23 protein-coding genes and 4 pseudogenes are annotated in these 16,400 nt (G+C 22.1%); 6 read left to right on the forward strand and 21 right to left on the reverse strand.

Translation table 4 applies throughout. The annotated features are described in order from the left end of the window. Positions 1 to 120: 120 nt before the first annotated feature. The 11 genes and pseudogenes from SKUN_RS04160 to SKUN_RS04200 form a co-directional block, all read right to left on the reverse strand. Positions 121 to 2,634, reverse strand: coding sequence for a type I restriction endonuclease subunit R (locus SKUN_RS04160; RefSeq protein ID WP_053390978.1), 2,514 nt, complete (start codon positions 2,632 to 2,634; stop codon positions 121 to 123). A 595-nt stretch (positions 2,635 to 3,229) separates the two neighbouring features. Beyond that, positions 3,230 to 4,090, reverse strand: coding sequence for a type IV secretory system conjugative DNA transfer family protein (locus SKUN_RS04165; RefSeq protein ID WP_053390979.1), 861 nt, complete (start codon positions 4,088 to 4,090; stop codon positions 3,230 to 3,232). A gap of 177 nt (positions 4,091 to 4,267) precedes the next feature. Then, a complete protein-coding gene (locus tag SKUN_RS04170; RefSeq protein WP_053390980.1) occupies positions 4,268 to 4,516 on the reverse strand; it encodes a type IV secretory system conjugative DNA transfer family protein in 249 nt (82 codons plus the stop codon). 62 nt (positions 4,517 to 4,578) lie between these two features. Beyond that, positions 4,579 to 4,758 carry a hypothetical protein gene (locus SKUN_RS04175; protein ID WP_144416762.1) on the reverse strand — a complete coding sequence of 60 codons (180 nt, stop codon included), beginning with the start codon at positions 4,756 to 4,758 and terminating at the stop codon, positions 4,579 to 4,581. Positions 4,759 to 4,948: 190 nt separating this feature from the next. Further along, entirely contained in the window at positions 4,949 to 5,188 is a 240-nt protein-coding gene (locus SKUN_RS04180; RefSeq protein WP_053390982.1) for a hypothetical protein, read from the reverse strand. Between the two features lie 109 nt (positions 5,189 to 5,297). After that, positions 5,298 to 5,483 carry a lipoprotein gene (locus SKUN_RS04185; RefSeq protein WP_053390983.1) on the reverse strand — a complete coding sequence of 62 codons (186 nt, stop codon included), beginning with the start codon at positions 5,481 to 5,483 and terminating at the stop codon, positions 5,298 to 5,300. Then, positions 5,467 to 5,592, reverse strand: coding sequence for a hypothetical protein (locus SKUN_RS11325; protein ID WP_268794796.1), 126 nt, complete (start codon positions 5,590 to 5,592; stop codon positions 5,467 to 5,469). Before SKUN_RS11325 ends, SKUN_RS04185 begins: the two co-directional genes overlap by 17 nt. A gap of 201 nt (positions 5,593 to 5,793) precedes the next feature. After that, positions 5,794 to 6,102 (reverse strand): pentapeptide repeat-containing protein, encoded by a 309-nt coding sequence (locus tag SKUN_RS04190; RefSeq protein ID WP_053390984.1) that lies wholly within the window; start codon positions 6,100 to 6,102, stop codon positions 5,794 to 5,796. A 259-nt stretch (positions 6,103 to 6,361) separates the two neighbouring features. Continuing rightward, entirely contained in the window at positions 6,362 to 6,514 is a 153-nt protein-coding gene (locus tag SKUN_RS09270) for a hypothetical protein (RefSeq protein WP_158500772.1), read from the reverse strand. After that, the gene (locus SKUN_RS04195; protein WP_053390985.1) at positions 6,501 to 6,830 is read right to left on the reverse strand and encodes a hypothetical protein; all 330 of its coding nucleotides are present in this window, start codon (positions 6,828 to 6,830) and stop codon (positions 6,501 to 6,503) included. Before SKUN_RS04195 ends, SKUN_RS09270 begins: the two co-directional genes overlap by 14 nt. A 356-nt stretch (positions 6,831 to 7,186) precedes the next feature. Next, positions 7,187 to 7,891, reverse strand: a pseudogene (locus tag SKUN_RS04200) (IS30 family transposase); the annotation flags it as partial. 119 nt (positions 7,892 to 8,010) lie between these two features. Between SKUN_RS04200 and SKUN_RS04205 the strand changes: the two are divergent. After that, on the forward strand, positions 8,011 to 8,460 hold the full coding sequence (locus SKUN_RS04205; RefSeq protein ID WP_053390986.1) for a lipoprotein: 450 nt from the start codon (positions 8,011 to 8,013) through the stop codon (positions 8,458 to 8,460). Positions 8,461 to 8,471: 11 nt separating this feature from the next. Here the strand turns inward: SKUN_RS04205 and SKUN_RS11765 are convergent. The 3 genes and pseudogenes from SKUN_RS11765 to SKUN_RS09845 all read right to left on the reverse strand — a co-directional run bounded on the left by SKUN_RS11765 (position 8,472) and on the right by SKUN_RS09845 (position 9,664). Further along, positions 8,472 to 8,945: pseudogene (locus SKUN_RS11765) on the reverse strand (spiroplasma phage ORF1-like family protein). After that, a complete protein-coding gene (locus SKUN_RS11770; RefSeq protein WP_408640744.1) occupies positions 8,936 to 9,088 on the reverse strand; it encodes a spiroplasma phage ORF1-like family protein in 153 nt (50 codons plus the stop codon). The pseudogene SKUN_RS11765 and the gene SKUN_RS11770 overlap by 10 nt, the downstream one beginning before the upstream one ends. Positions 9,089 to 9,127: 39 nt before the next feature. After that, positions 9,128 to 9,664, reverse strand: a complete 537-nt coding sequence (locus SKUN_RS09845) for a spiroplasma phage ORF1-like family protein (protein WP_408640746.1) — start codon at positions 9,662 to 9,664, stop codon at positions 9,128 to 9,130. 783 nt (positions 9,665 to 10,447) lie between these two features. Between SKUN_RS09845 and SKUN_RS09275 the strand changes: the two genes are divergently transcribed. The 4 genes from SKUN_RS09275 (at position 10,448) to SKUN_RS04225 (ending at position 13,587) form a co-directional block, all read left to right on the forward strand. After that, complete coding sequence (locus tag SKUN_RS09275; RefSeq protein ID WP_158500773.1) at positions 10,448 to 10,585, forward strand: hypothetical protein; 138 nt, start codon at positions 10,448 to 10,450, stop codon at positions 10,583 to 10,585. Further along, positions 10,586 to 10,900 carry a hypothetical protein gene (locus SKUN_RS04215; protein ID WP_053390987.1) on the forward strand — a complete coding sequence of 105 codons (315 nt, stop codon included), beginning with the start codon at positions 10,586 to 10,588 and terminating at the stop codon, positions 10,898 to 10,900. It begins immediately after the preceding gene. A gap of 89 nt (positions 10,901 to 10,989) precedes the next feature. After that, positions 10,990 to 12,843 (forward strand): ABC transporter permease, encoded by a 1,854-nt coding sequence (locus SKUN_RS04220; RefSeq protein ID WP_053390988.1) that lies wholly within the window; start codon positions 10,990 to 10,992, stop codon positions 12,841 to 12,843. A gap of 27 nt (positions 12,844 to 12,870) precedes the next feature. Further along, positions 12,871 to 13,587, forward strand: a complete 717-nt coding sequence (locus SKUN_RS04225; protein ID WP_235510933.1) for an ATP-binding cassette domain-containing protein — start codon at positions 12,871 to 12,873, stop codon at positions 13,585 to 13,587. Between the two features lie 283 nt (positions 13,588 to 13,870). On the opposite strand, the pseudogene SKUN_RS04230 reads toward SKUN_RS04225, so the two are convergent. After that, positions 13,871 to 14,254, reverse strand: a pseudogene (locus SKUN_RS04230) (transposase); the annotation flags it as partial. A gap of 299 nt (positions 14,255 to 14,553) precedes the next feature. On the opposite strand from SKUN_RS04230, the gene SKUN_RS08840 reads away from it, so the two are divergent. Beyond that, positions 14,554 to 14,703: a DUF3688 family protein gene (locus SKUN_RS08840; protein WP_144416763.1), complete on the forward strand. Its 150-nt coding sequence runs from the start codon at positions 14,554 to 14,556 to the stop codon at positions 14,701 to 14,703. Positions 14,704 to 14,714: 11 nt separating this feature from the next. Here the strand turns inward: SKUN_RS08840 and SKUN_RS08410 are convergent. The 6 genes and pseudogenes from SKUN_RS08410 to SKUN_RS04250 all read right to left on the reverse strand — a co-directional run. Continuing rightward, positions 14,715 to 14,900: pseudogene (locus SKUN_RS08410) on the reverse strand (spiroplasma phage ORF1-like family protein); the annotation flags it as partial. A gap of 29 nt (positions 14,901 to 14,929) precedes the next feature. After that, a complete protein-coding gene (locus SKUN_RS04235; protein WP_053390990.1) occupies positions 14,930 to 15,115 on the reverse strand; it encodes a hypothetical protein in 186 nt (61 codons plus the stop codon). Next, positions 15,070 to 15,354, reverse strand: coding sequence for a hypothetical protein (locus SKUN_RS04240; protein ID WP_053390991.1), 285 nt, complete (start codon positions 15,352 to 15,354; stop codon positions 15,070 to 15,072). The genes SKUN_RS04235 and SKUN_RS04240 overlap by 46 nt, the downstream gene beginning before the upstream one ends. Before the next feature lie 14 nt (positions 15,355 to 15,368). Next, positions 15,369 to 15,491 carry a hypothetical protein gene (locus SKUN_RS11330; protein WP_268794797.1) on the reverse strand — a complete coding sequence of 41 codons (123 nt, stop codon included), beginning with the start codon at positions 15,489 to 15,491 and terminating at the stop codon, positions 15,369 to 15,371. Next, on the reverse strand, positions 15,475 to 15,696 hold the full coding sequence (locus SKUN_RS04245; RefSeq protein WP_053390875.1) for a hypothetical protein: 222 nt from the start codon (positions 15,694 to 15,696) through the stop codon (positions 15,475 to 15,477). Before SKUN_RS04245 ends, SKUN_RS11330 begins: the two co-directional genes overlap by 17 nt. Further along, the gene (locus tag SKUN_RS04250; RefSeq protein WP_053390992.1) at positions 15,696 to 15,974 is read right to left on the reverse strand and encodes a pentapeptide repeat-containing protein; all 279 of its coding nucleotides are present in this window, start codon (positions 15,972 to 15,974) and stop codon (positions 15,696 to 15,698) included. The genes SKUN_RS04245 and SKUN_RS04250 overlap by 1 nt, the downstream gene beginning before the upstream one ends. Positions 15,975 to 16,400 lie beyond the last annotated feature (426 nt).

The following is a 16,400-nucleotide window of genomic DNA, read 5'->3' on the forward strand; positions in this document are numbered from 1 at the left end:
ATTAATAAAACGATATTCACTAATAATTTCATTAATATCTAATTTATCTATATTATATTTTTTACTAATTTTAATTATTTGTTGTTCATATTTTTTATCACAAAATTGTTCATATAATACTTATAAATCTGCAGTATTTTTAAGAGTAGGAATAACTCTTTCAATAAATGAATTTATTAATTCTGATTTATATTTTAATACTGGATCAGTTGATTCTAATAATCCTTTTTTTATTTCTTTAATTTGTTTTTCTTTTCTTTTAATATTGTTTAAATCTATTTTTTTTAATAATTCTAAAATATAATGAACATTAATTTTATTACTATAAATTAATTCTAGTTCAAAATCAACATCTGCTAATACAGATAATTTTTCTTTTTTAATTTTTTCATCACTAAATGATAAATAACGAGATTTAAATTCATTATATTCATTTTCACTAAAATTATATTTACTTTGATTAATATCAAATTCAATAAATGTTTCTAATTTTAATAATATTTTTGCTATTTCTTTAAATAAAAAAATAAATTCTTTAATTTTAACTTCGTAACCATCATTTCTTACATCATAAGCAAAACTATAATCTTTTTTTAATTTATTCACTAACTTAATAAATTCTAGTTCATAATAATCAAATGGTTTCATTAATATTTGATCAGTAGTTATACTATTAAAAAACAATAAAATTGCTTCATCAACAGTTTTTTTAGTATTTTGATAACAAAAAATATTACCAAATGGTTTAGTAATATTTATAATTCTGTTTGTTCGTGAAAATGCTTGGATTAATTTATGATATTTTAATAATTTATCTAAATATAATGAACTAGTTAAGGGTGAATCAAAACCTGTTAAAAACATATCAACAACAATTAATAAATTAATTTCTTTGTTTTTAACTTTCTTTTGTAAATCAATAAAATAATCATTAAATCTGCTGATATTAAAATTAGTATCAAAGTTTATATTATAATCTTTAATTATTTTTTCTAATTCTATTTTAAAAGAAAAATCTTTATTATTTAAATCTTCATTTGCTTCAAATGTAAAAATTGAAGCAATTTTTAAATTATGTTTTAAATTTTTAAATGTTTTATAATATTTAATTGCCATATTAATATTTTTAACAGCAAATATAGCATTATATTTCTTTCCGTGTGTTTTTTTTGAAAATGTTTCAATTATATTTTTTGAAATAAAGTTAATTCTGGAATCAACTATTAATAATTCATCATTATTAATATCTTCAATCAATTCATCATTAGTGTCTTTTTTATTTCTAATTAATTCCATATAGTCAACATTAAAACCTAAAACATTACCATCTGCTATTGCATTATTAAGTAAATATTTATGGATACATTTATGAAATATATCAGCTGTTGTTCTTCCATCTTCTGATTTATTTTGTTCAAATCGTGGTGTGCCAGTAAATCCAAAATATTGTGCATGTTCGAAAATTTTTTTAATACTAACATACATTTTTCCAAATTGACTTCTATGACATTCATCAATAATAAAAATCACTTTCTTATTCTTAAATTTAGCCATTATTGATTTATATTTTTCATTTTTACAAGCATTAGTCATTTTTTGAATTGTAGTTAATATTATTTTTTTAGTGGAATCTTGAATATTTTTAATTAAATTATAAATACTTTTAATATAATAAACACTATATTTTTCAAATTTATTGAACTCTTCAATGGTTTGAAAATCCAAATCTTTTCTATCAACTAAAAAAAATATTTTTTCTTTTTCTGGCATATATTTTAAAATTTGACTTAATTTAAAAGAAGTTAAAGTTTTTCAAGATCCAGTTGTATTTAAAATATAAGCATTATTATTAGTTTCACTTGCTATTTTAATAAGTTTTTCAAATGCATAAATTTGATAAGGTCTCATTATCATTAATATTTTTTTACTTTCATTAATAATCATATATCTTGCAATCATTTTGCTAACATGACATTTATTTAAAAAATTTTTGGTAAAATTAAATAAATTAGTTATTCTATTATTTAATTCATCAGTTCAATAAAAATAATTTTCAAATAAAATATTACCATCATTATTTGAAAAATATTTAGTATCTATAAGATTAGAAATTATAAAAAACTGAATAAATTTTAATAATCCTTTATGAGATTCTTTTTTATATTTATTAATTTGATTAAAAGCTTCTTTAAAATTTATTCCTGGTTTTTTTAACTCAATTTGTATTAAAGGTAAACCATTAATTAAAATTATTATATCATATCTATTTTGAAAAATACTTTTTATTTTTAATTGATTAGTAAATTGAAAAATATTATCACATCATTTATCTTTATTAAATAATTCTAAATCCACTTTTTCAAAATCATCACGCTCAATTGTAATTTTCTGTCTTAATATTTTTACAGAATTGAAAGTACTTTTACCAGTAATTTTAAATAATAATTTTTCAAATTCTTTATCAGTTAATGGTTTATTATTTAATTCATTTTTATTATGATTAAAAATTTGATTTCTAAAATTAGTTTTAATATCTTCTTCATTATTTAATTTTATATATTCATAACCTTCAATTTTTAATTTACTAATAAGCTTTTTTTCTAATTCTGATTCACTAATATATTTATTTTCCATCTTTAACTCTTTCTATTAATTTTGATTATAAATACTTAATTATTTTCATTATATAATAAAAAACCAAATTTTTATTAAAGTAATAATATTTTAATTTTATTATATTAAAATTGTTAGAAAAAGATAGATTTACTAGTTATTTGTTAAATAATTTTATTGCTTTTTCTCATTTAAGTATAGTTTCCCCTAGGTATGGTTTAGTTAATCACTTGCGACTACTCTTCTGCCCCATGTAGTACTAATTTAATTAGTTGATTAACCTTACAGATATCCTCCCACTTCGTTTATTTTTTAGTGTTCCAGCTTGACCACTTTGTGAAATCTTACTATTTATAAAAAATAATTATTCCTTTTCAGAATAATTATTGATTTTCTTGTTTTTTGTTTAATTCTATTTCAAGGTTTTTGATTTTTTGTAAAAGTAAATTTATCATTGTTTTATTTTGAATAGATTTATAATTTGTATTTTCATACTCTCTTAATTGCATTTTTAAATTATTAATATTTGTCTTAATTTCTGTTGTTGTTAAATTGACAAATTCATTAATTTAATTTTTTTTATTTCTTTTTTGTTATTTTTAATATCATAAAAATATTATTTATTAAAATTTATATAATTAATTTCTTTTAATTGAAATATGTTTGTTTTTTCTACTAACTTTAAATCTTTTCATAGTTTTAAAGTTATTTTCATTGGTTTATAGCGTGCTATTTTAACAATTCCTTGCCCTTGTTTTAAATTTGCTAACTCACTAGTTAACATTAAGGGATGACTTTTTAAATTTTTTGAAATACTAATATTGCTTTTATTTTCATTAATACTAATTTGTTCAATTGTTTTTGTTCCAAATAATTCACTATAATATTTTATTGTTTCTAAAACGTTGGTATGTAAGAAAATATGCATCCCACAGTTATTTAAAATAATTTTTGCTATTGTATCACCATAATTTAATTTTAATTGGTTAATATCTTGTAAAATAAATTGAAAAAATATGTTTATGCTGCGCGAAATACTAACTCATTTTTCAATGTTTTTTATTTTTGTTAAATTAGCAAATTCATCTAATATAAAATATACTGATTTTTCTAATTTTTGTTCGATTGTTTCACTTGCTTTATTTGTTAAAAATTGATAAATTTGACTAATTAATATTGCTATTAATTTATAGTAATTATCATTTTTGTCACTAAATATGATATATAAAACTGTTGGATATTCGATAAAATCATTGTAATTAATATCATTTTGGGATGTTAAATTGCGAATAAAATCATTGTTAAATATTTCTAAACTTTTTTCCACAGTCATTAAAATAGCATCTAGTGTTCGATTTTCTTTACTATCAACCAAAACTTGGCTTGCGGTTATTTTGGCAATGCTGGTATTTTTTCGATTATTAAGTCATTTAACTAGATCTTTTTTAATACTAGCAATGGCAGCAACAGACGCCATATTAAATTTGTTGAAAAATAATTCTTTGTTTAAATTTTCTTCGATTTCTGTTGTTAAATTATTTTTGCTTATTTTATCTTCATAATATTCTAATTCAAGATAAGATTAGATCACTTAGTCGTATGTTAATTGACAAAAATATTGAAGATGAATTTTGAAATAATTCAGCAAGTATGATTATTTTATTTTTCACTTTATTTTTTCTTTTTCGTTATTGGTAATTAAAATTTTAATAAAGTCGTGGTAAATTAGTTTTAGTGGATTTCAAGTATTTCCTTTTTCCAAATTACGAAAATCAATAACTTTTATTTTATAACCATTTTCTACTAAAAATCCACTGGTTAAATTATATAATTCTCCCTTAGGGTCGGTTATAATAATATTTGGTTTAGTGGTTGATTTTCCGTTTAAATAAATTTTTGGCAATACTATTCCTTATGTTTTTCCGCTTCCTGTTGAACCAACAATAACACTATGAATATTATTTTTTAAGTTAAACAATAAATTTTTTTTGTTTTTATTACAGTTAAAAACAAAACCAGTATTTTATAATTATCTTTGATATTAACTTTATCACTAATATCATCAATTTCTTTTATACTTAATCATTTACTATCTCCAAAATCTATTTTATCAGTTGTTTTAATTGCAGTTTCTTTACTCTTCATTTTACTAAATAAAACAAAATAAAAAACCAACAATAAAAACCTAAACTTAACCCAAGTGTTATTAATAATCCGTATTTATTTTTAATTATATTGTTATTATTGTTATCAATAAACTCATTAAACAAATTTTAAAAATATCATTTTTTCATACTTTTTTAAAAAATTTTTTCACATTAAATTCATTCCTTTCTTAATTGTTTTTAATTTCATCTAAAATAATTTTTGTATTTTTAATCTTTGTTTTAATTTTTTCTAAATCTTTCTGATTAAAATCACTATTTTTAATTTCACTTAGTGAATTTAAAGCACTATTTAAGTTATTTATTTGTTTTTCTAACAACTTAATTACTTGTTGTTTTTGTTCGTCTGTAAAATCATTTTCTTTTTGACATAGTAAAATTTGATATTCACAATTATTTAGTTCAGACATTTTAATAAATTTTTCTACTTGCGTTTGTTTTAATTCTGTTTGATATTCTTCTTCATTTTCATAATCATTTTTACTATTTTCAATTTATTTAATTACTTCATCATATTCTTTAATTTCTGCTGTAATTTCTTGTTTTAATTTTTCATAGTAAAAAAACATCTTTTACTATTGGTAATTTTGTTTTTGATGGTGGCAATTTTGGTTTGTTATTTGCAATATTATCACAACTAATCAAATTCACTGTGTTTGTAAAAGATAATGAAAATATCGTTAATAAACTAAGTAATTTTTTCATATTTGTTGTATCCTAAATAAAAACCATTATCTCAATAATTATCATTTTCAATATTTTCTAAATCTTTTTTTGTTTTAATAATTTGATTTTCACTTTTTATTACATCCATTATTTATCCTCCTTACTCCTCCTTACTAGGTAATTTGTCATATAATGAATTATCTTTTAAATCAATTATCCTTTTTCACCCACAAGTTATGCACCGGTCAAAAGAAAATTAATTTCCACAATTAATACAATAATCAAATGTTTTAAAATCTTCTTTATATAATTGTTGTTGTTTTAATTCAGTAAGTTCTTTTTTAAGTTCTTAATTTTCTGCTTCAAATGTTCGATTTTTGCTTTTAAGTGCTTCATGTTCTGCTTCAAGTTTGTCATATTTAATTGATTCTGTTATAGTCATTATTCATCCTACTCAATAATTAATTGGTCTAATTGTTTTTTTTGTAATTTTATCACCTTCTAAACAAGCATTCGTTAAATCAGCATGCCCTAAATTAGCAAAAGGTAAATTAGCATCATATAAATTTAATTTTTCATTTTCTAAATATAAATATATGTCTTCTTGCTCAACAGTAACTCCTGTTAAGTCCGCAATCATATTTTGTATTGTTTTCATATTATTTATCTTCCTCAATAATTCTAATTTTTTATGGTTTTTTAAAAAAAAAATAAAAATTTTAATAATCAGTATAATAAAAATCTTCAATTCATTTATTTACATCACGATGATTAACTTTATGATACTTTTTTAATATTCCACATTTACTACATTTAATAATAGTATTTTTAGACATATTTTTTTCATATCCTTTCTTTTTTTATTTATCAGAAATAATAAACCAACTAATTTCAATAAATAGTTGGTTTATTTTTTTTTATCGTATTTGATTTAAAATATTTTCAATATTATTAACTTTGTCAATTAAAGCTTCCATAATTTGTTCTAAATTACTTAAATTATTTTCTGTTGTTGTTTTAATTTCGTTAATTAAATTGCTAATTGTATTTTTGATATTATTTTCAACCATATAATTTTTCCTTTCTAATTTTTGATATTAATAATTCATTATTTATTTTTTTAAAAATTAATTTTTTAACAACTTGATGATTATTTTGGCATTGTAAAGTAAAAAATCAAAGATTATAACTTATTTTTTGTTTATTAATAAATTCTAATCTTGCTAAGCAATGCCGAGCATACTTTTTATAATATCAGCCACCTTTTTTGTTTTTGGTTAATTTTGTAAAGTACTCATTGATATAACACTGACATTTATTAATCGATATTGTTTTATTTGCTAATTTAATTTTTAACTCTTTTCAACAGAGTTCTTTTAAAGACACTTTCAAATCCTCCTTACAAATAGTAAGATTTCTAAATTTTTTTATTGTGGAACACTTACCCATTAAATATTGCAGGTTAAAGATTTATCCCGAAACCACAATAACTATTTTATATTGCCTAAAAGAATTGCCTGCATTATGTCGTAGCGGTACGACCACCCCTATATTGTTTATCCTCGCTTGCTTGGTTTTACGATATTCCAAGTAGGAGAGTTTTATTTGACTGGTTTTGCTGTTATTTTTTTAAACTAAACAAGGTTAACGACAATTTTAACCTAATTAAAAAAGATAGAATTTTATATTTATCTTTTTCTTAGTTTTTGGAAATTTTATACCAACCGAATATTTTACGCGGTCGTTATTATTCGTTTTATTTTACCCATTAAATTATTATTTATAACCATCTCTTTAAATTTTGCTAAAATTCCATAGCAGTATGATTTTCTACTTTTATTGCAAATTATTTTTTACTTGATTGTTCTAATAAAACTAAAAGAGAAGATTGATGGTTTTTTCCAACAACAGTATCCATTTCAAATCATCCAACATTAGAAAGTTTATTTTCAATGTTTCAAATTAACTTAAAATTAATTAATTGACAACGATTATCTTTTTTTTCCTTTTGTTTTAAATTTTTTACCATGATATCGTAAATTTTGTTTTAAAAATCCATAAAAACCTAAACGAATTCATTTATACAATGTTTTAAAAGAAACCGGAAATTTAACACCAAATTTTAAAAAATAACGATAAAAAAATTCTATCGGAGAATCACGATATTTATTAAGTATAATTTTCATAAAATTAATCTGTTCTTCTCTAAAATTACATCTTTTATTATTCTTTTTTCTTTTCTCATAATACATTTTATCTGACTTATAAGGACTATATTCTTCAATCGTTTTAAAACGCTTAATTTCTCGTAAAATAGTACTACGATGTCTATTCAAACATTTAACAATTACAGAAATATTCTGCTTACCATTATTTTTTAAAAACATTTTTGATAATAATAATTGTTCTAATTTAACTTTATCCATAAAACTTAAATTACTATATATAACATTTATATACCTTTCATTAACTTATAAAATTTTTAATATTTAATACGAATAATTTATATATAATTGATATATGATAAAATCAATTATATATAAAACAATAAAAAGGAGTAATCTATATGAAAAAATGACTTAGCATAATAGGAGCAATCGGATTAACAGTAACAAGCACAACAACACTAATCAGTTGTGAAAAACGAAATAATAATGAAAACAGAGGAAATAATAAACCAGAACTATCATATAACACACAACAACCACCAGAAAATAGTAATTGAAAATTAATTGATAAAAATGATAGAGAAAATGAATTTTTAAAACCAAATAATAAATGATATTTTTATGTTCGTCAATTTGGTAGTGAATATAAATATGAAAAATTTTATTTTGATGATAATTTTATAAAAAATAAAAATACACACTGACAACATTTAAAAAATGGAACAGATTTTATATGAAAAAATAATTCTGTTTATTGTTTTAGCGGAAGCAATGAACCCCAAATACCAACTATCGACAAAAACACCGGTGAAATTACAGATTGAAAAGAACAAAAAGGAACTAAATAACAGTTTCTTTTTTATATTAATCGCACAAATTTCATAAAGATAATTAATAAAAAAATATTTGTTATTGTACTATACAATGCTGTATTAAATTTTCATACCTCAAATATTTGACTAAAAAAACTATATAATGTTTCAAAAACCTTGCCAACACCACTCGCTAACTCGTTAACTTGTTTAACTCCCGGAATAGTATTAACAATTCAAATCACCGCATTTTTAATATGAGCACCAAAATCTCATCAACCCTCAGGCGTTACATATTGTACTTGTCATTATTGTTTATCGGGGAACAAACCACCACTATTTATCTCTTGTCAATTATAAATCCCAAAATTAAAATCATAATAACGATACATATCATTTTCTTTTTGTGCTTGCAATTCAAAAACATTATAATCGATTTTTTGTTCTTCAATTTTCTTATATTGCAAACCATATTTATTTTGTAAATCACCACCAAAAACATAACCCGAATTTAACTTAATATCATAATTAAAAAACTACCATAATTATTAATGGTATAAAACCGATTTTTAAATGCTGAATATAATTTAATATCTAATTGCTTATATTTATCTGAAAAATAAAAATATCGTGGATAAATTTTAAAACCATTATTTACTAATAAACCATATTTTTTATTATAATCTTAAACATAAGTATTATTTTATAAATCAAAAATCGTTCGTAAATAATTAGTATAAAATTTCTGTGAAATCTTAAACATACTATTTAATAATTTATCAAATTGCAATTTATCATTAATATTTTCACTCAATAAAATATTATTAAAATTTTGCAATTTCAACGTAAAAAAGTTAACTAAAACAGTATCATACTGTAAATTATCAATATATCCATTTTCAATAAACGAACTACGATTTTGAAACACTGGCACCAAAGCACTTGCAAAAAACGACTGTAAAAAATTAAATAAATCAAATTGACCGTTAAACTGTTGATAATATCTTAAATATTTATTATTTATTAATGAATAAATTGAACCATTAAAATTAAAAACTTCACCCGTTACCGTTCGCATAAAACTAAAATTAAAACTCAAATCATCACTATTAACATTATTCAACTCTAAACTACCCGAAATAAATATATTTGCTTCATCAACAGTCAAAATCATCCGATAAATTGCTTTTTTAATATTTTTAACATCCAATTCATCAACCGTCTTAAAATCAAAAATTATCCGCTTTGTTCCAACCTTATTAGGATTTTCATAATCCGTACTACCACCTTGTTAAACTCTAATATTTTCTTGCAAAACAACAGTTAAAGAAAAATCAATAATTTTTTTTTACGTAATTTTCTTGATAAGTATTTCAGTAACTAATTTCACCGGTATTTTTGTCGATAGTTGGTATTTGGGGTTCATTGCTTCTGCTAAAACAATAAACAGAATTATTTTTTCATATAAAATCTGTTCCATTTTTTAAATGTTGTCAGTGTGTATTTTGATTTTTTATAAAATTATCATCAAAATAAAATTTTTCATATTTATATTCACTACAAAATTGACGAACATAAACATATCATTTATTATTTGGTTTTGAAAATTCATTTTTTCTATTATTAAAATTAATTAATTTTCAATTATCTTATTTTAACTTAACTCTTGGATAACGAATCATTTTATAACGGTGTAAATTGTAAATGCGAACCGATAAAAAGTTAACTATTAATTTAATTAACTTTTTTAAGTTAATTATAGGAGGTTGAAATTATGCAAACAAAGCAATATTTTATTTTGCAGTCGCTAGTTAAAAAGTATGGTAAAGATAATGTTATTAATACTGTTAATAAGATTGCAAAAAAATATTGAAATTAAAAAGTAAAGAATAAATTATTCCTCGTAATTTATTAGCGGATAATTTATTAAATAGTGTTTTTTAATGGAGCAAAGAAATAACGAGCGGAGCGAGTTTACAAATTTCAATTTTTTAATTTATGAAAGGAGATGTATTATGCCAACTTGATTAACTACATTGCTTCTGGTGTTATTAATATCAATGGTGTTGTTGATTTAAAGGGTGGTATAGTGGGAAAATATGAGCGAACAGATTTTACAAAACGTTTTAATTATCTTTTAAAATTATATGATAATAACTAAATGGTCTTTACTATTGATGCATGACAAGCTTATTTACCAACATTAGGGACAAGAATTGAAATTTCCCAAGCCCAAAAAAATAATTTAGCATTAGTACTAAATAAACAATATCGAGTAAAACTTGAAGTTACAAATATTTATCAAAACGGTGATATCAAATACTTAAAAATTATTTTAAAATTTGTTGATTTAAAAAATAATGAAAAAATTATTAATATTATGCCATATGTTCATGAACAAGCGTTTGATCAATTTCACTTACAAGGTAATTTTAAATATAATTTAAAAATTAGTTATACTAGTAAAACAAATTAAAAAATGATAAAATACATATTGTATGAATACCTTGCTATAAAATTAAGAGACATAAATTGAGTAATTTAAGAAAATAGATGGAGAATAAAATGCTTAAAAAGGGTAAATCAAATTCATGATATTCAATAATATCATTTTCAATTTTTAAAATTAGCCGTTCAATGGCAGTTTGAGTTTTAGTGTTATTGTCACTTGTTTTATTTGGTGCAATTGCAATTGCTCTTTTTTTATCTTCAACAAATATTTATGATTTTTTAAAAAATTTTCAATACGGAGTGTTTATTTTTAATAATATTTTATTATTATTGTTTGTGTTGTTAGTTATCATTAAAATTTTTGGTCGAGAATTTGAAGATGGGACATATTTACTTTTAATTTCCAAACCATATTCTCGATTTACTTTATTTTTCTTAAAATTAATTTCACTTTGAATTTTGATTATCTTTTTCTTAGGAACAATTATTTTATTTGCTTTAGGAATTGGTTATATTGGTTATTTAATTAAAAATGATCCAAAATATTTACAAGTTTATCAAAATTTATTATTGAAATTATTTTTATATTCTTTAGCATTATCTTTTTTTGCATCAAGTGGTATTTTATTTGCGGTAACTTTTTTAAATTCACAAGTAGTTTTATTAATTGTTGTTATTTTCTGTAGTTTATTTTTAGTTGGTGGGATGCCATATTCGTTAATTATGAGTTTGGCTAATACAATTGATTTATCATTTGTTGACAGTAATATGACTAAGCAACCTTATCCTGTAAATATTATTAAAAGTACAATTAATTTTAAAAGAAATTTAGAAAAAAAATTAATTAAATATGATAATTTAACTAGCAAAATTTGAGATTTTTATAATTCGTGAGATTATGATGATTTAGATAAAGTTTTTAAAACGCGAGACTATGAAAATATTACAAGTGATCCTACTTTGCGAATTAAACGATTAGAATTTTATCAATCATTAGGTTTAACAAAACCAAAAGAAGATAGTTATACAATTAGCCAACTTAATAAGTGAGATAAAATAACAAAATATAAATATGATAATAAGGATGAAACCATTTTTGAAATTATTAATAAAGTTGGCGGGAGTAATCTTCAAATGAAAGTAAACTTTGCGACAAATTTCTTTTTCAAATCACCAGAAGAATTAGATTCAAATAATGAAATTCATCAAGAATTACTTGATGCTATTAACTTTATTGGAAGAAGTGCAAAATCGTGAGAATTGTATCTTAGAACAAATGATTTAAATGGAAATTCATTATTTTACTTTGATTTAGATAAATCATATTATAGTTTATCATCATCTGATAGTAAAGTAGGAACAGAAGAACGAAAGTTATCTGAGCCAAATGGATTTAATCAAGTAAATGTTTTTCGTTCTGAATTTGCTCGAACTGGGATATTACCAGTTGATTCAGAATATGATAATGGTACTGAGTTTCAAGATTGAATTCTTAATTATTTTGGCGCCGAAGATAAAATTGAAGATGGTTTTGAAATTAAAACACTTTATGTTTTAAGAGAAATTGAAATTAATATTTTAAAAAAAATAATGGATTATAAATTACTTGAAAGTGTACTAATTAAAATAAATACCGAATGACAAAAATATAATGATTTAATTCAAACTTATGAATTAATTTCTAAAATTAATATTATTGAACATTGAAATCAAATTTGAACAAGTTCTTTATCATATGTTACATTTTGATTTGAACCATTGCAACGAAGTAATATTGATTTTAGTATTCAAAACAATTATTTAATGAGTTATCAAGATTTTCCAATAACATTACAACAAGATGAAAAAGTTGACCTTGATGTACTCCCATTTTTAAATATTAATTTATTGTTATATGTTTATTTAGGAATATCTGGTTTATTTTTAATTAATGCTTATTTAATTTTACGTCGCAAAAATATTACTTAAGAGCAGGGTGAAAGGAGATGTTAAAACATGAATAATAATGCATTAGTACTTAGCGATGTGGCAATTGCTTCGCGTAATTTTAGCAAAAAGTTTAAAAATAGTATTGTTGGTCCATTTAATTTTAATGTTAGTCATGGAAAATTACATGTCATTTTAGGTGCTTCTGGAAGTGGAAAAACAGTTTTCATTAAATCTTTAATTGGTGGTTTAAAGGGCTTTCATGGTGATATTATAATTTTTGGTAAAAAAGCAAAAAAAATTAGTATGAAAAAAATGATTGGTTATGTTCCTGAGTTTGTTACTTTTCCTGAAAATATTATTTCTTATAATTTTTTAAAATATTTAGGAAAAACAAATGGTTTAAGAGAGAAATATCTTCGTGACCGCATTGAATATTTAATGAAATCATTAGAAATTTGAGAACACCGTGATAAAGATGTTAATTCATTTTCATCAGGAATGAAAAAAAGAGTAATGATTATTCAAGGTATTATTCATGATCCTGAAATTTTAATTTTAGATGAACCAGAAGCGGGATTAGATATTAATAATCGAAAAAAAATTATTTTTTACTTAAAACAATTAACACTTCGTGGTAAAAATGTCTTTTTTTCATCCCATTTACTAGATGAAATTAAAGACTATATTGATGAATTTACAATGGTAATGACTGGAACGCAAATTTATACAGGGCAATTAGCTGCCTTTAATATTAAAAATGTAGTTATACCACATACATTTTAAAGATTACAAGAAAATAATAAAATGCATCAAGTATATTCAAGCAGCAAGTTCTGTCTCTTGTTAATATGATGATAACATCATTTCTATATTATATTTTTTACTAATTTTTTTAACAAATGCAACTCTTTTTTGAAAAAATTAAATTAATTTATAAATATAGCTTAATTTAACCATATTTAAGCACACTAAAAAAGCATTTATTAAATTTTAATTAATAGATACATATTTTATTATTTTAATGACATATTTTATGAATTAATGTACATTTTTAAATATTTATTGTTTATATATTCTGCAAAAACATTTCTTTTGCACTTATTCAATTTAAACAGGACCGTATTTTTTCATTAATTACATCATTAACTACTCAATTTAATCGTTTCTGACTAACTTTATTAAAATCAGTTCCCCTATGAAATCAATGTCTTAATTCACTATTCATATATTCAATTAAAGGTTTTTGACGATGTTTACCAGTATCACAAAAATATACTTGTGTTTCAACAAAGATTTCCATTTTTCTTCATTTATAAAATTCTCTTCCTCGATCTGTTATTATTCTTTTTATTTTACCCATTAAATTATTTACTTTAACTAATTCTTTAAACTTTTAAAAAACATCATTAGCAGTATGATTTTCTAATTTTATTGCAAAGTATTTTTTACTTGTAGTATACCACATACATTTTAAATATTACAGCAACAAGCACAACAAGTTTAATTGCTTGTAAAACACTTAAATCAAATAATAATAGTAAAAACGAGGGCAATAAAGCAGAAACTACACTAAAACCACAACAACCACCAGAAAATAGTAATTGAAAAACTATAAATAGCACATTTAATCATGAATTTAAAACACGTAATAATAAATTTTATATAATATCAGCAAAAAAACAACGAGAAGATAAAACTTGAAAAATTATTAAATTTAAAAATGATGATATTAATAATCTATTTGGTAATGTGTGAAATAATGGAGTTAAAATTAAAGACATTTGATATATAGTAAATAGTTTATATTATTGAAATGGGGTTGGTGAACCTGAAACACCAGGAATCAACGAAAACACTGGTGAAATTACTGACTGAAAAGAACAAAAAGGAACTGAATAACAGTTCCTTTTTTATATTAATAAAAAAATATTTGTTATTGTACTATACAATGCAGGATTAAATTTTCATACCTCAAATATTTGACTAAAAAAACTATATACTGTCTCAAAAACCTTGCCAACACCACTCGCTAACTCGTTAACTTGTTTAACTCCCGGAATAGTATTAACAATCCAAATCACCGCATTTTTAATATGAGCACCAAAATCTCATCAACCTTTAGGAGTTATATATAGATATTATTTATTGCTTCTTCTTCAGAATTAGAATTAAAAGTAATATTATTAATTATTTTCTTTTTCAAAACATTATAAATAATAATACCAGTTTGCCCAATTCCAGCGGGGTCAATTGCAATAATATATTTTAATTTATTTGATTTATTTTTTTCTCAAATTGTAATATTTTTCACCCATCGGAAGCTAAATCTAAAATATCGTTAATTTTGTAATGTTCCATATAAGAAACAATTAAATTTCATTTATCTTTAAATAAATTTAAATACATTTTGGCTCATTCTAAACATTGCAAATCATAATGTTTTTTATGATGTGAAATACGGCAATTAGTGGGTTTATAATTAACTCAGTCAAACGATGTTGTTATTTCATCTCAAGTTTTATTAATATACAAACTTTTATATTCTGTCATTTTATCTATACTCCTTAATTATTTTTGCGTAAACCTAATGTTCAGTGTTCATCAGTAATTTTATTTTGTGAAACTGGATAACCTCTAAGCATCAATTCATTTAATTTATTAATAATTTTTTTATTTAACTTTTTCATATTCCACATCCTTACTAGGTAATTTTTTATATAAAGATTTATCTTTTATAATAAAAGTATCTTCTCTTCGACCATTTACATATTGACAATATTCATCAAAATCTTCTTTATATAATTGTTGTTCTTTTAATTCAGCAAGTTCTTTTTTAAGTGCTTCATTTTCTTCTTGTAATTTATCAAATTTAATTGATTCTGTTATAGTCATTATTTATCCTCCTCAATAATAGTTAATTGTTCTAATTGTTTTTTGGTGATTTTAACACCACATAAATAAGCATATTTTAAATTAGCACCAGTTAAATAAGCACCTTCTAAATTAGCATCTTTTAAATTAGCATCTTTTAAATTAGCACGGTGTAAATTAGCACCTTCTAAATTAGCACCTTCTAAATCTAATCTTTCACTTTCTAAATATTGATTTAATTTTTCTTTTTCAACAGTAACTCCTGTTAAATCTTTAATCATATCTTTTAATGTTTTCATTTAATTTTTTTCCTTTCTGTAAAAAAAACATAATATTCCTTTATTAGTTAATATTTTTATATTTAGTAAATAATTTATTTTATTATTTATTTACTTCGCCGCCCGCTTCACTTTGTGGGTGAGCGGGGGCGGTAGAATATTTTTATAGAGTTTACCCCTCCACGGAAATAAACAAACAATTTACCCAGTTATTAATTACGTTTCATCCATCCCTACACAACTTTATATAAAGAAAATAACCTTTTGGAGCTCCTCCCTCTTGTTTTTTTAGTGTCCGATATTGTTTTTTTAGGTTTAACAGCACTCTTTTTATGAAACAAGCAAAAACACACGCTCTGACATTTCGCGGGCGACTAACCCCGCTGAGAATTAAAAAAATAAATATGGGTAAATCCAATCGCTTTCACACTTTCTTTAAGGCTTCGT

The organism is Spiroplasma kunkelii CR2-3x, from assembly GCF_001274875.1.
In the GTDB taxonomy this organism is placed as follows: Bacteria; Bacillota_I; Bacilli_A; order Mycoplasmatales; family Mycoplasmataceae; genus Spiroplasma; species Spiroplasma kunkelii.